Genomic DNA, 14,015 nt, shown 5'->3' on the forward strand with positions numbered 1-14,015 from the left:
TGAGCCGACGCATAATTCGAGTTGAGGAGTCGTCGTTGTACACAGACACGACTTCCTCATTCCTTCCGAAAGATGCCTCGATAAGCCGCCGCTGTCACGCGGTTTCTCGCTTAACTAAAGACGGATGGTTCGGGGCTTCCCGTCAGGAGTGTTTACCGAAGTCGTTGCAGAGGTTGCAGTCGAACGGTGGGAGATCGAACGTGACGGAGCGACACTTACAGTTCGGTGGTTCGCTGGAGAAGCGAGTGAGAGCAAGTCGGAGTTTTCGTTTCACTACAGTGATAGTGAGACCGACTTTGGCTGGCACCACGAGCCGAACCCGCACGTCGACGGATGGGGGCACTTTCAGGAGCGAAGTGAGACTGGTGAGGAGGACTACTCCTACGAGACGTTCACTTTTCCGTCTGAGAATCCGTCGCGACTTGTCTGGGAGATCATGAGCCACCTTTCGACACGACTTGGGTCCAAAAAATTGTGAACTTAATTAACGCGAGCGGAATTCACTCGATGTCGACGCCCCAAGCTTCGTTGTCGCTGGTCACATCGGTCGGCTCCGTACCGGCGTAGCCGTCGAAGTCAGCGAACGTACCCGCTTGCTGTTGAATGACACGCACGCGGATACTCCCGTCGTCTTCTAGGTGCCACCGGAGATGATCTCCATCTTCGATATCGAGTCCACGCCGAATCTGGGCAGGGATGCTTGCTTGGTTCCCAGATACCTTGCTCTCAGCGTCAATCCTATCGCTGCTCATGTCTCTCAGTAGAAAACCGTGCGTAAAAATCTCGTGTGCCGTCACACTACCCACAGAACAGAGTGGTGTGCTATGGGTGGTTTGAGCACTCCGCCGACGGACAGCCGCCGTTGTGAAGGTAGATCAGCAAGTTGGTCTCGGTCTGGCAATCCAGACACAGCGCCGTGGCATCAACCTCAATCCTCGGTGCAGGTCCCTCGACATCGCCTCGTTGGATCAATTGGGTAGCTGTCCCCCGAGAGACCTTCACTACGCGAGCGTGGAGTTTGCGGAGGTCGTCGATGCGTTGGGACTTGGTCTTGACAGAGTCCGGCTTCTCAACTTCCCGGATCTCTCTCAGGTACGTATGCACGGATTGGTAAGAGACGAGATCGTGCTTGACCTCGCTCAGATCGACATCACGATCGCCGAACTCTGTCTCTGTGAAGCGTGCGTCATCTGTCTGGAGTTTTTCGGCAATCGATTCGACGACTTCACGATCAAGGATGATGCCGGCGTTCCGGAGGGCAATATCGACAATCTGGAAGTTGAAGTACGCTGCGAGTTCGCGAACCGATTTATCTGGACCGTCTCCGATCCAGTAGGCGACCAGTTCGTCTCCAATCTCTTCGACGCCGTATTTCTGTGCAATACGTTCGATCTTCTGCTGTTGTGGTGTCTCACTCATGGATGTGTACGAGTACGGCCACCGCGAGCGCTCGTACACACACCCATTGGAGCCCATCTGTTCTATCTGTCCTGCGCACAAACCCATCAATATACATATGTATGAGGCGATGGTCGATGTCAAGATCGCTGCGGACCGCGTTTGTGATGCTTGATTGGTGGGCCCTTTTCGCCCGCGTGAAAAATGAATAAACACGATCAGGACATTGATGACCTTGAGCAGTCGCCCACACCCTCACTGCTTTCCCGGGCAGTGATCGCAGACGCCGGCTTCGAGCTGTCTCTCGAGCCAGCAACGGGCCCTGCACGCAAACTTCGCGTGCGGCCACATACAGAAAATCGGAGTTGGTGGCTTGTCGAACATACCCAGAATACAGACGGGTGCTGGCGCGTCGCTGGTGTTGAACCGCTCGCAAATGCCGGCCTCACCGCCCTTGCAGCAACTCACGAAGATACCAATGAGTGACACGTTATCCCGTGATCAGTTTCAGCTCCCATCAGATGAAAACATCTACCAGCTGCTCTCTGGTGCCCGCCGCCGCCAAACGATCTGGTGTCTCGCAATTGCCGATACGTGGGAGATGCCACTGCGGCAAATGGCTTTACACGTGGCTGCGCACAACCAAAACGAATCTACGGCTGAACTTCCACGAAGCGAGGTCACGGAGATGTACCACAGTCTGAAACGCGATCACATCGGACATCTAGTGTCACTTGACGTACTTACCATTCAAGAGGACAACATCATCAGTCCCGGTCCGGCCTTCTTCGACATCCTTCCGGTTCTCATCCGTACTCAAACGTGGGAGTGGAAATATAATCGCTAGCTGGACTACCACCCACTCTTGACAACAGTGGAGCAACTGAGCGTAGAGGGAATATCCAGCCGTGCCATCGAATGGTGGACTGTGACAGGTAGTGGTGGATTCATCCACGCCCTAAAGCGGGAGGCTTTCTCCTCGATTCTCCGTAAGTTGCTCAATGGCTTCCACTATGCGTTGCTTTTGCACTCCGGCGATGGACACCCACCATTCTTGAGGTAGCGCAACAGGTCTGTTGTGGTGTTACAGGCTGGGCACATCGCGGTGACATCGATGTTGATGTTCGGTGCAGGGCTATCGACATCGTCCCGCGCAATGAGCGTGGACACTGTCTGGGAATCGACGACTTCCACGCGACCCCGAAGCTTCCTGACATCGTTGATTATCTGCGCTGTATTTCGGACTTCCTCCGTGTACTCCTCATTCCGGATGTCACAGAGGTAGTTATGGACGGACTGGTAGGTCACCAGATCGTCTCCAACCGCCCTTAGGTCAACGTCACGGTTCATGAATGCCGATGCTGTGATCGAGCTTGGATCATCTGCAAGCTGTTCAGCGACCGACTTGACGACATCACGATCAAGGATGACACCGGCCTCGCGAAGTGCGGCATCTGTGACTTGCAAATTGAAGTATGCTGCGAGCTCTCGGATGGATTTGTCCGACTGCTTCGATCCCCAATTGTCGACTAACTCGTTTTCAATTCCATCAAGATTGTATTTCTGTGCAACGCGTTCGATTTTATGTTGCGATGTTTGACTACTCATGAATCGTGCGAGCGATGTCGTGAGCGGCTCGCTCGCACAGATATTCTTTGGGCCCTTTGTGCCCTATCTGTCCTGCGCACAATTCTGTCATAGTACAAATATGAATCAGTTTGATGAGGAAGGATGCAGCGACTAGAGTCAAACTCGTACAAGCCTCTGTGAAACGTCACAATCTCTCCCTCGGGGGGATTCACACCAGCTACTGTCGGCGATTTCAACACCGAGCTCGTTTGTCGTGAACCGTGAATTTCCAGAGAATTAATTAACCAACAAGATTGGCAATAACGACTTCTTGTTGGTTAATACTGGACCGATTCTTGTTCCAAACTGTCCCGTCGCGACAGACAGTCGTCCCGACAATGAATGTCCAGTATGTAGTTACGGAGAATCAAGGAGAAAGCCTCGCGGTTCAGCGCGGGGATGAATCCGACAATTCTCTACAGCAACCACGATCTTCTGGTCGGGTGTTTTATGTGAGTGTTTGTCGTACCAATAGTTATCCGAGGCGGTCTATCCGCCCACTTAATCGGACAATATCGGGATTCCCGACCACACACAGAAAGCACCCTTTCTGTTGTAGTGTTCGGGTACAGTAAGAAGTACCTCTGAATCCCATGCCGAGATAGGAGTAACAGCTGACTGGCACAGCCAGTAGCCGTCACCGGGACAGCTACAAACCGTAAACACCCCAACCCAGCGGTGCGGGGCCGTGGGAATCTTCGCCCTTCAGGGCGGAGAGGATGTCAAGAGTTTCATCACGCTGGTGGGCTACCAGACGAACCTCATGGTGTATGGCTCCGGTGGGTATGCGTTCACCGACTTACTGCGGGTGGACGACCCGCTCCAACTACTCCCCGCCGTCGCCGCAACGGCGGGTATCGCCGTCATCTGGGGCGTCTAAGTGAGACATGTGACTGCATACGCGCCTCAAGCGCGGGAGTAGTCCATGAGCGTAAGACGACTCACATCGATGAAACGGGTGAATGGCGTCTAGACGGAGCAGCACGGAACACACAAGCCGAAAAGTATTCCCGGAGTGGCGCTGGTAGGTGTTTTAGGGACAGTTGGTCCCTGACAGAGGTGGCAGACATCCCCTGCCTGCATGCGACCACCTCTGTGCTCCCTTTCCATCCTTCAGCTCGTGGTGTCGACTGTCAACGTAATTCTGGCTCAATGACTGCGATCTGCGCTACTTCCCCTTACGGAGAGAGGATGTCACAATATCGACGCTAGTTCACGTCGGGTACTCACTGACAGACGCTTGTGGGTGTGACTGTCCCAGAAACGGCAGTACAGTCAGAAACGGTGGCTGCACTCTGTGTTTTAATCGTCACATCACCCTCAATGGTTGCATCGTCGAGTATGATATCCACTTCACTCTGCGTCTCAACCGTCACATCTCCAGTGAGTGTTGCCCCACGCATGTCGATGGTCACATTACTTTGAGTGTCGATAGTGAGATCGCCGTCGAGTTCTGAATTCTCGACAGAAACACTCACCGCACTCTGCGTGTCAATATTCACATCCGATCCCACAATAGAACTCTCGGAAACGTCCAGATCGACTTGGCTGTTGTTCGCCACCTGAATGCCTCTGGAGTTGCTATCAGTTAGGGTGATTGCAACTTGACCACCAGCGTCAACAACAGCAATCTCACCATCGATCGTGGCTCCTCCTCCTGCTGAAATATTCACCTGACCAGAGGAATCGACGGTAAGGGGGCCGACTGTTGAGTTTTGATCTGTATTGAAGTCTACTTGACCAGAGGCCGTTATCGATATTGGGCCGCTGACTGACGCACCAGCCACCCTATTAAACTTGACTTGCCCCTTAGAATCCACGCTGATTGCCCCCGTCGTTGCCGACAATTCATTGAACCCCACTTGATTTGAGGCCTTGATGGAGATGTCTCCAACTGAAGATTCGTTGACTTCGTTAAATTTGACCTGTCCTTTCGCATCGATAGTCAACGGTCCCGTTGTGGAATCGACCAACTCCGCAACTGTCACTTGATCTGTTGAAGTGACCGACACTGCACCGTCAAGCTCTGCGCCTGTTGCTGATAGTGTGACCTGCCCTGCGTCGCTGATGCACACGCCATTGGAGATCGTACTACTCACTTCACAATCAACTGCTGAGGATGAACTTAGTGTGACCCCATTTTCAATGGCTGTGTTATTCTTCACAGACAGGTCAATTTGACTTGGTGTGTCGATTTTGAGATACTCACGGATCAGTGCATTGCCGCGGAGCCTGACTCTAGCTTGGCTCTTCGAGCGGAATTCAACGGCACCGCCGATCGTCGTGTTTCCAGCAAGTGTCTCGTTAATCTGGCCAGATCGATCGATGACGACACTACAGTCGCTCTGTCTCTTCGGTAGTGAATTGATGACACAGCCAGATGGCAACTGTCGTTCGGCACAGACACCCGCTGTCTGACACTCAACCTGAACCGATCGGGTGAGTGCAACATCTTGGTTTGGCCCTGATGCTGTTACGGTGATATCAACTGTACCGCTGCTATCACAGGCGAGTGTGGCCGTTACATCACCCGTTTCACCGACACTAAGCCGCTCTGGTGCGTCAACACTGCCCGGTTGTACCGGTCCAGATGAGCTGGCAATCTGTGCAGACAGTGATGTTAGGGGCTCGTCAAACTGGTTTGTGAGTTGTACCAACGTAACGGTGTCTCCATCAGCACCCCGCACGGAACCAGTCGCCACGCCTAAAAATGCACGTTCATCACGCACAGAAGAGACCGCAAACTCACGACTCGCATCAACCACATCAAATGCGCCCGTACCCTGAAGCCCTGCAGCACTGAGTCCCCCAGCAGCGAGCACACCGAGAATGGTCCGGCGACTCACGATACTGCCTGAGTTGCCACGCGTCCGGTCCCGATTACGTTTGCGTCCCATGTAGCTCACCCTGCGTCTGATATGAGTTACCCCCCGTTATCCCACTCATGCGCAGTAGGGGATCTGGATCAGATAGACGTTAATACGAGTACATGTAGCTCTGGTCATGGCTTGTATGTTGTGCTACTCTGTAGCAAGTCCAGCCGCCTTGAGTGCTGCCTCCCAACTCCCAAAGTTCGCGATGTAGGTTCCGGGACTGTATGGCCCCTGTTGTTGCATCTCTGTTGTTGTCGGGCGCCCATCAACGCTGTCTGCGAGGCGTTGAAGCTCTAAACACAGCGTTGCATGGCCAATCTGTTGCCCGTTCGTTCGTGGCTCAAAGCCGGCTGCTTCGAGCGCAGCGTTCCACGACTCAAATGTGTTCAGATAGGTGCTTTGTGAGACAGCCCCATACTCGGTCATGTCGTTTGTGGTCGGCTTTCGCCCACATTGCTCGGCGACACGCTTGATCTCGGCGATAAGCTCTGATCGCGTATATGCATCGCGAGCAGGGCGTGGGTCATACCCCGCTGCCTCAATCGCTGCATTCCACGATTCAAACCGACGAACATACACCCAGATGCTGTATTCGCCTTCGGCGTTCATGTCTTGATATGATGGGGGTTTGTCCAACTCTGCGTTGAGACGGTGGATCTCATCCAGCAACTCTTGTGTTGAGGGTGTATCGCCGGTCATGAAGGGCTCTTAACCGAATCTGTATCAGCAGACGAATTGGTTCTTATTACTCTATTCAGGGATGGCTTAGCTCTGGGTAGTCTCAGCCGTTATCTCAAGTGTGTACTCTGTGGTTCCGCCCGGAAGTTCATATAATTCATTCAACAAATTAATCACCATCCCAAACGTGAATGACTCGCCGGGGGCAAGCGTTCCATCACTAATTCCCGTCGAACCCAAAATATCGGTTCCGTTACTCGGAGTTCCAGAATTCTCATCCGTGTCACTCACTGTGAAACCAAAGGTTGATTCCACCTCACCTGCGGTTAAACTACTGACACTCCCATTTTGATATTGGCTGTCATTTATGTTACCCGTGTCTAGGTTGGTCACTGCCATAGAGAGTGTGAGGCTATTCACATTTTGGGTTCCATTATTCGTCACAGTCACTAGATTCTCGAACGTGGTTTTGGCGCGCTGATTGAGTCCGGTACCTGCATCATCAGCATCCTCATCGTCACCGCCATCGAGATTGATTACAATTGTCCCGTCAGTCTGCTGGACGTATTCGTTCTGATTTACCTGATCTTCATCGCCTATATTCGAGGGACTATCATCAGTATCATCAGTGCGGTCAGCCGCTTGCAGCGATAAAAATGCAGATGCGTCACCACTGGTTGCGACATTCACGGTCCGCTCTGCTGACACAGATGTGAATGCACCCGTCCCAAGGAGTGCACCGCCACCAGCAACTAAGCCACCAAGTCCGATCAGGACGCTACGTCGGTTTGCCATAACGGTTCCACATCATACCCCTGTCTACTTTGTATTGGGGTGGTTTCAGTTGTTCAAGCAGAGCCAGAACAAGGAGATGGCACTGCTTGAAACCGATAGAACGCGGGTAGGATCCCCGTGGATTTGTCTGAATGCGGGTGATGGCATCGAACCACACAACCTTGCTGGGCATGAAGCTGGCCCCGTGTTCACCGAAAGGCCTCACTAGCAAACCTGACACCGACACACCGTGCTGCGTCGCCATGCGCGTGATCAACGGATCATTGGTGCCCACCATGAGTCACGTACATCGTTTCGTGGTCGATACCCCCGAGGTCTGTGCGGGTGGATCTGTGGCCGACTACGTGTCGGTGTGTGAACAGCTGGCTTGGTGGATACGTATTCTCGCTTGCCACACGATTGATTGTGCAGTCGGTTCCAGATTCGCCGGAACTGGACGGTGCTGGTCTGTCTCGCCGTCGAGTGCTGTCGCTATCCGTCCCTGAGCCTGCCACCAATTCGCTGTGTCGCCGTGACAACACCGGCTACGGACGCTGGTCGGAGATCTGTTTCGGGTGGGAGTCTTCGGGTGTCGATACGTCTCCAGTTGGGCGGTGGCGTGTCCCCTGTTCGATGGCCACATCGCGGGTGGCATCCACGCCGTGGGGTGCGTGGACGCGTCGTCAACGATCCACCGTCGGTGGCCGTTCTCTTGGACGGCACAGACTCGATCGAGTGCCTGAACAGCACTGAGTCTGCGGTCGTAGCTACTCGCAGAGATACCGGCTTGCTCGATCAACTCGGAGCGCCCAAGCGGCCCGCCAGCCGTGAGGAGTGTGGCGTACAATTTGGTTGCTGTCGGCACGAGATCAGGCCGAAAGCGCGTGGGTGAGAGGGTCGCCGCCGCCTGTTCGACGACGGCCGGCGTCGGTGTTCGAGACATGGGTATCGCTCGGAGGAGGCTATCCACGACATCGTATGGACACGCCCGCCGTGAGGACTCTGACGGCCCGAACGAGCGCAGACACAGCCGCACAAGCTGCTGTCGGTCCTTCGGTGTCCACTGGACATCGTGAGCCACCGCAATCTCGTCGATCACCTCCCGAATGGCGGGATATGTCGTCCCGTCGATGACGGGGATCTCGAGAGTCGGTGCGGCTTCGGTACCATCCGCGATTGCCTCACGGACAGCTGTGAGTTCGTTTGTAAGTGCTGTGGTGATGTCGTCGTGGAGCGCTGTGGCTGTCGGCCCAGCAAGCACCCACGACATGGTGAGATCGAACTGTGCCTCTTCCTCGACGTCGTAGGGGAGCCGACGGCGCAACTTTTCCGGTCGGTCTTCGAACAACATCCGATACCCAGAGTGGATCCCGTACACAGACTGTTTGGGAACCGTCTTGGCGAGGAACTGACAGAGGTCCCGAAGCTGTGTGGGGTTCCGTGTGAGGGTGTCGGTATCCGGAAGTCTGATCGTGGTTGTGAGGTCGATACCTGCCGCGTCGTACAGGTGGGTGGCTGACGCGAGGAGCCCGTGGAGATCTTCAAAGAGCGCGGCTCGAGCGGCTGTATCGGTGGAGTGTACGAGTTCTGCGAGCCGGCGCAGATGGGTATCACGAACAGCTTCGACGCGCTGACGCCACGCCTCGTAGGTCGTGTCGTCATCACTCAACCAGCCGACTTGATGACCTCGACGAAGCGTCCGACCCGGATCATGGTCGGTGACACCGTCGTGGATCGCGGCGAATTCGTGGCCGACTTGCGACGGGGTCAGGATCTTACTCAGCGCTTTCTCGCTGAGTAAGGTAGCCGCGAGACGTCCCAATGTGGCGAGGGGGCCGCCCCACTGCCCGATGACGAGTACCTCATCGTCGTGGTGGCTCAGGTACGTGACACGGCCGTCGTCGAACGGCTCGGAGCGATCATCAACGAGTGTGACCCCATCGTCCCGGGCTGCGGCGGCAAACCGCTGGTGGATCGCCTGTGTCTCGTTGGAGCCGTCGGGTGGCTGTAGCCATTGGACGTAGTCGGCATCGGCTTCTGGATCACCGGTCGCTGCGACCCACGCATCGATGTGGGTGGGTGTGTCCCCCCCATGACCCCCCCGGTGGGGAGACACTGTACTTGTGAACTCGTGAGGGGCCTCGGTAAGACCCGTATCGAGCTGGCACTGATTCGGATGCACAAGCTCGTCGTCTGCGTCGAGAAACTGGGTGACTGCCGTTTCGCCACGGTCGGAGAGTCGAACCGTGTTGTACTGCCCGCGACGATCGACGGTGACGAGGCCACGGTTTTCAAGATCGAGGACGTACCGACTGACGGTCCCCGCCTCGATGTCGATTGCGTGATCGTGTGCGAGATCCCGGTAGCGTCGGCCATGCGTGGCGGTGAGGTTGCCGAGGAGACGCCGTTTCCCCGGCGTTGCGGCGAGCCCATCGAGTGCCGTCCACGCCGGGTGTGCGTCTGTGGGCGCTTGGTGATCGCGACGACGGCGGCCACCACGGTGGGACCGATCCCGGTCACCAGTAAGATCGAGGTGGATCGCACTCCACCGGGGATAGCGACGCGTCAGCTCCCGCTGGAGCGCCGGCGACGCGACGACGCGCACGTCGAAGCCGTCGCCGAGGACGGCGATCGCCGCGAGCGCGCGGACACCGGTCCGGCGATCAGTGAGGTCCGTCCATGCCTCCCCATCGAGCAGCAGGGTGAGCGGCTGCGGGTCGTCATCGAGGTCACGATGGAGCGCAACTGGCCCCTTCGCGAGCGCGCCAAGGTCGCCGTTGACCGGGCCACGGCCGGTGCCCACGGACTCGACGGTGTCAGTGAGGTCGGCGTAGCGCTGTCGGTGGTACGCCGACAGCGCGTCGGGGTCGTCGTCGACGTACGTGAGCGCAAGCGCCGCGATCGCACGTGTGTAAGCGACCGCCTCGGCGGTGTCGTCACTCCACGTGTCCGTGGTGGTGGTCCACTCCGGACATATCCCGGAGAGGATCGCCGAGCTTGCCCGAAACGGGTCGTCACGGGTCGCGTGCTGGCGGACAGTCTGCTGGCTCCGTGGCCGGAGGGCTGTGAGCAGCTCCGGTATCCACTCGGTCAGTCGTGGTGAGACCGCTGAACAGACGATCCCGTCGGTGGACGCGTCCGAGTCGTTGGTGATGAGTCGAACCCCTCGCTCAGGGGCTGCAGATTGCCGTGTCGTCACCAGCGATCACCGCAGTGTGTGGTCCGTCCTTGGCGGTGAGACACGGCTGTTGCGGCGAGTCGCCATCACTCGTGGCCTCCGTCTGGTCGCCCGCCATCAGAACGGGCGTGGCCCCAAAGCGCCGTCAGAAACGGTGTTGGCTCCTGCTGTCTCGTGTGTTCGGGCTCCCGATCGGTAGGTGCGTCCGGATGGACGTGTGGGTCAGCTGTCGTCGTCGGGCTAGTGGCGACGACAGTCGGACCGAGAAGGACGTACGACGTCGATTGCATTTGGGTGTCTGCACACGTCCCGATGTGTCCCGTGACGACGTGTTCGCGAACGCCACGCGTGAAGACGGTCGGATGCGTGTGGCGATCGTCTTCACACATGAGGTAGCCAATCTCGTAGGCAGGGTCACCTGCTGCCCGGTAGGCGTACACGGTGACGTCGTCGCCCTCGTGAAAGGACCGACCACAGACTTGGCACGCGAGGTACGTCGTATCGAGTACACTACGCGTGAGTTGCTGCAGGTTGGTAGCCAGCCTATTGCTGTTGATTCCCATCAGTTGTGTCCTCCCTCTGTTGGGATGACATGGACACCCCCCTGCCACGCATGTCGCGCGGCGAGGGTGCGATCCATCGACTCGGTAGGGAGATACTCGACGGTGTGTGGCCCCTCAGTATATGTGATGACAGTATGACCGGCGAGACTACGGTATTGATCGTCGTCGCTACTGGTGCCGATCAAAAACGCGGCGGAGCGGGATGTTGACGGCAGCACCGAACCCGTTAGCCACGTTGTGAAATGGTTGTTACCCTCATTGCGACCGTTCAACTCGGCAGCCGTCTCGCAGGGCTTAAGCCCCGTAGTTGCGAGCATTCGCATGGTTCTGTGGATGGACACAGAACCCGACCCGGTCGGGTGTTGGCGCACCGCGGCCGGGGTTCCTACAGTGTCTCACTAGCCAAGCAGATGTCACTCGGGTTCCGTATTACCACTTTTTAGCGCCAGTAACATATAGGTTACTATTATATATGTTATAAAAATCGAGGAATATATATGTGCTAACCATCCTTGATTTAGGCGATGGTAGCGAATATGAGCGTTATGAGGCATTCGGGCAAATGGATGACATCGCTTGACGATCGGATTTTAGAGTTTCTTCATGAGACCAAACCAACAACCCCGACAAAGATGACTAACGAAGCATCACTGCCATATTCCCGACAGCATGTCGATCGGCGGTGTAAAAAATTAGATGAAGAAGGGCTTGTAGAAGGGTTGGGGAACGGTGTTTATCGGATTACTGATGATGGTGAAGCCTATCTCGAAGGTCGGTTAAATACAGAGACATGGGAATACATTGACAAGAAAGGCAACGATACCAACGGCAACTGAATTTATTCGAGATGCTTGAGGCCACGTTTTCCGATATTTTGGCGTTTTCAAGACGCCTCTAGAGTGTTTGCGGCGGAAATGTGGTGTGTATCAATCAGACTCGACTCTGTTGGAAGAATCTCTGTGAGTCACACACCCCCATTTCGAAATGAAATCGGAAATGAGGCCATAGAAAGATAACCCCCACACCGCCTTCGATATGAAATTGGTTCTGCCTCAGAGGCTCTGTTGAAATCGTCAGAAGGTGATACATTTTGATCCGGTTGCAGTCAATACAGGTAATTACTCTAGCACCCGTTCGCTCTCGGCCTTCGGCCGTTCCAGTTCTTCCGTTTCGATGAGTTGATCGAGATGTCGCTCAAATGCTTCGTCGTCGATTTCGCCCTCCGCATATCGCCGTCGAAGCGTTTCGATCGGTGTCTCGTTTGCGTCGTCCACCTGCCGATCGTCCCACGGACCGGATGCTGGAGCCGCGTTCGCCTGCCGGACGACCCCTCGTGTCAATTGGCCCGAAATTCCGAGCGTCACCGTACTGAGCAAGAGAAACAAGAGACCTGCCGCAACGTTTCCACCCAGTCCGATGAGTCCGAGCACGAATGCCGGGACGCCGACCAGACAGCCGACGATAGCAATCGCGGTTCGACCAGCAGGGCTCTGGGGGGCATAGCGGTGGACCAATTCGTACATGGTCGCTCTATGACTATTTTGCAACTTAAAAACCGCGGAATTGGAGACTGAAATCCCTCCAAGAGATGGATATCTGCCCGATTAGCGAGACGGAACAGTAGCCGGTTCGCAGTTCTCAATAACCGGCTGTTTCAGGTGAGAATCTGTCTGGAGAATAGGATTTCAACAGAGTCAGAATTACCCATACTAATTACTAGATTGGTGGGTAACTTTTGTTTATTCTACGAGTGCTGTAGATTATGACCAACTTCGATATTCACATTCCAAACGACGATACTGTGTCACCCGCTGATATTCAGCCCGGGGCTGACCTCCGTGGTGCAGACCTTTCAAATGCCGACCTTGATCATGCAAACCTATCAGGGGCGTACCTTACTGGTGCCAACCTGTCTGAGGCCGATCTCCCCTATGCCGACTTGTCAGAGGCATATCTCGATGGTGCGAATCTGTCCGGTGCGAACTTGCTCCATGCTGACTTATCAGACGCAAATGTGTTTAATTCTGACCTGTCCAGAGTAAACATCGGCAGTGGTGACTTGTCGGGAGCCGATATTCGTCGTACAGATTTACGGGGAGCGAATCTCGCAGAGACTACGCTTGCCGGGGCAGTGCTTTCCCGAGAGACCGATATTAGCCCTCCAGACGAAAGAATCAAGCGGGAGTTTGAAGATGCCAATCGAATATCTGAACAAGAATGGCAAGATGTGATCGCACGAGCAAACAGAGAACTACGAACTTGCTATAGTGAAAATGGGCTACTTGGACGCGCACGAAAAGCCCGAGTTCGGGAACGGCTTGCCCGCCGAAGAGAGGCAAAAGCAGAAAACACGTGGCGGGGAAATGTAGCGTGGGCTGGCAATCTGTTGTCAGGTGTTTTCACTGGGTACGGGGTCCAGCTAATGCCAGTCGTTGGATGGATGGGGCTACTGTACCTGCTGTCAGCTGGTATCTACTGGTATTCGGGTGGAATGGCGCTGGATAGGAGTCTGTACTACAGTGTGGTGACGTTTACAACAGCGCCCCCAAAGGCACCACCCTCCGGTCTTTCAAGTGTTGTCGCAGGATTCCAGACGCTTGCAGGGACAGTAGCCATCGTGTTTCTAGGGTATGTCCTTGGTTCTCGTGAACAAGTCTGAACGAGTGGTGTATAAAACACGACAGACGAGATCTGTCTACGGTTGAGCAGCTCAACAAAGCTAGAAAATCAGACGGGAGTGAAAAAATTAACCAACACAATTGCTACAGAGGATCTATTGTTGGTTAAGAGCGCACACATTCGGTAGAGCTACAGAAAATATCCGGTCGCTGTTCATAGCGAGCGAGGATGTCACCAACTAAGTGGTAAGAATGGTTTGAGAATATATATGACTCTGCGCACCGACGGAAGGGGAGTTTCCCT

13 protein-coding genes are annotated in these 14,015 nt (G+C 55.2%); 4 read left to right on the top strand and 9 right to left on the bottom strand.

The annotated features are described in order from the left end of the window. Positions 1-500: 500 nt before the first annotated feature. Positions 501-752: an AbrB/MazE/SpoVT family DNA-binding domain-containing protein gene (locus NO887_RS16830; RefSeq protein ID WP_256419338.1), complete on the bottom strand. Its 252-nt coding sequence runs from the start codon at positions 750-752 to the stop codon at positions 501-503. Positions 753-822: 70 nt separating this feature from the next. Beyond that, the gene (gene rdfA, locus NO887_RS16835; RefSeq protein WP_256419339.1) at positions 823-1,542 is read right to left on the bottom strand and encodes a rod-determining factor RdfA; all 720 of its coding nucleotides are present in this window, start codon (positions 1,540-1,542) and stop codon (positions 823-825) included. A gap of 334 nt (positions 1,543-1,876) precedes the next feature. Here rdfA (NO887_RS16835) and NO887_RS16840 point away from each other — a divergent pair, with 334 nt between their 5' ends. Further along, on the top strand, positions 1,877-2,245 hold the full coding sequence (locus NO887_RS16840; protein WP_256419340.1) for a DUF7344 domain-containing protein: 369 nt from the start codon (positions 1,877-1,879) through the stop codon (positions 2,243-2,245). Between the two features lie 164 nt (positions 2,246-2,409). Here NO887_RS16840 and rdfA (NO887_RS16845) read toward each other — a convergent pair whose 3' ends face one another. Then, the gene (gene rdfA / locus NO887_RS16845) at positions 2,410-3,006 is read right to left on the bottom strand and encodes a rod-determining factor RdfA (protein ID WP_256419341.1); all 597 of its coding nucleotides are present in this window, start codon (positions 3,004-3,006) and stop codon (positions 2,410-2,412) included. A 709-nt stretch (positions 3,007-3,715) separates the two neighbouring features. Here rdfA (NO887_RS16845) and NO887_RS16850 point away from each other — a divergent pair. Then, on the top strand, positions 3,716-3,907 hold the full coding sequence (locus NO887_RS16850; RefSeq protein ID WP_256419363.1) for a hypothetical protein: 192 nt from the start codon (positions 3,716-3,718) through the stop codon (positions 3,905-3,907). 346 nt (positions 3,908-4,253) lie between these two features. Here the strand turns inward: NO887_RS16850 and NO887_RS16855 are convergent, their stop codons facing one another. From NO887_RS16855 to NO887_RS16875, 5 genes are all read right to left on the bottom strand, one after another. Continuing rightward, positions 4,254-5,924, bottom strand: a complete 1,671-nt coding sequence (locus NO887_RS16855; protein WP_256419342.1) for a hypothetical protein — start codon at positions 5,922-5,924, stop codon at positions 4,254-4,256. 123 nt (positions 5,925-6,047) lie between these two features. After that, the gene (locus NO887_RS16860) at positions 6,048-6,599 is read right to left on the bottom strand and encodes a homing endonuclease associated repeat-containing protein (RefSeq protein WP_256419343.1); all 552 of its coding nucleotides are present in this window, start codon (positions 6,597-6,599) and stop codon (positions 6,048-6,050) included. Between the two features lie 66 nt (positions 6,600-6,665). After that, positions 6,666-7,373 (bottom strand): hypothetical protein, encoded by a 708-nt coding sequence (locus NO887_RS16865; protein WP_256419344.1) that lies wholly within the window; start codon positions 7,371-7,373, stop codon positions 6,666-6,668. Positions 7,374-7,713: 340 nt separating this feature from the next. Beyond that, complete coding sequence (locus NO887_RS16870; protein ID WP_256419345.1) at positions 7,714-10,551, bottom strand: helix-turn-helix transcriptional regulator; 2,838 nt, start codon at positions 10,549-10,551, stop codon at positions 7,714-7,716. A gap of 65 nt (positions 10,552-10,616) precedes the next feature. Beyond that, on the bottom strand, positions 10,617-11,093 hold the full coding sequence (locus NO887_RS16875; RefSeq protein WP_256419346.1) for a DUF8112 family protein: 477 nt from the start codon (positions 11,091-11,093) through the stop codon (positions 10,617-10,619). A 524-nt stretch (positions 11,094-11,617) separates the two neighbouring features. Between NO887_RS16875 and NO887_RS16880 the strand changes: the two genes are divergently transcribed. Then, positions 11,618-11,929, top strand: a complete 312-nt coding sequence (locus tag NO887_RS16880; protein WP_321169363.1) for a MarR family transcriptional regulator — start codon at positions 11,618-11,620, stop codon at positions 11,927-11,929. 282 nt (positions 11,930-12,211) lie between these two features. Here NO887_RS16880 and NO887_RS16885 read toward each other — a convergent pair whose 3' ends face one another. Next, positions 12,212-12,616 carry an SHOCT domain-containing protein gene (locus NO887_RS16885; protein ID WP_256419347.1) on the bottom strand — a complete coding sequence of 135 codons (405 nt, stop codon included), beginning with the start codon at positions 12,614-12,616 and terminating at the stop codon, positions 12,212-12,214. Positions 12,617-12,855: 239 nt separating this feature from the next. Here NO887_RS16885 and NO887_RS16890 point away from each other — a divergent pair, with 239 nt between their 5' ends. Beyond that, complete coding sequence (locus NO887_RS16890; RefSeq protein ID WP_256419348.1) at positions 12,856-13,752, top strand: pentapeptide repeat-containing protein; 897 nt, start codon at positions 12,856-12,858, stop codon at positions 13,750-13,752. Positions 13,753-14,015 lie beyond the last annotated feature (263 nt).

Source organism: Halorubrum laminariae, assembly GCF_024494655.1.
In the GTDB taxonomy this organism is placed as follows: Archaea; Halobacteriota; Halobacteria; order Halobacteriales; family Haloferacaceae; genus Halorubrum; species Halorubrum laminariae.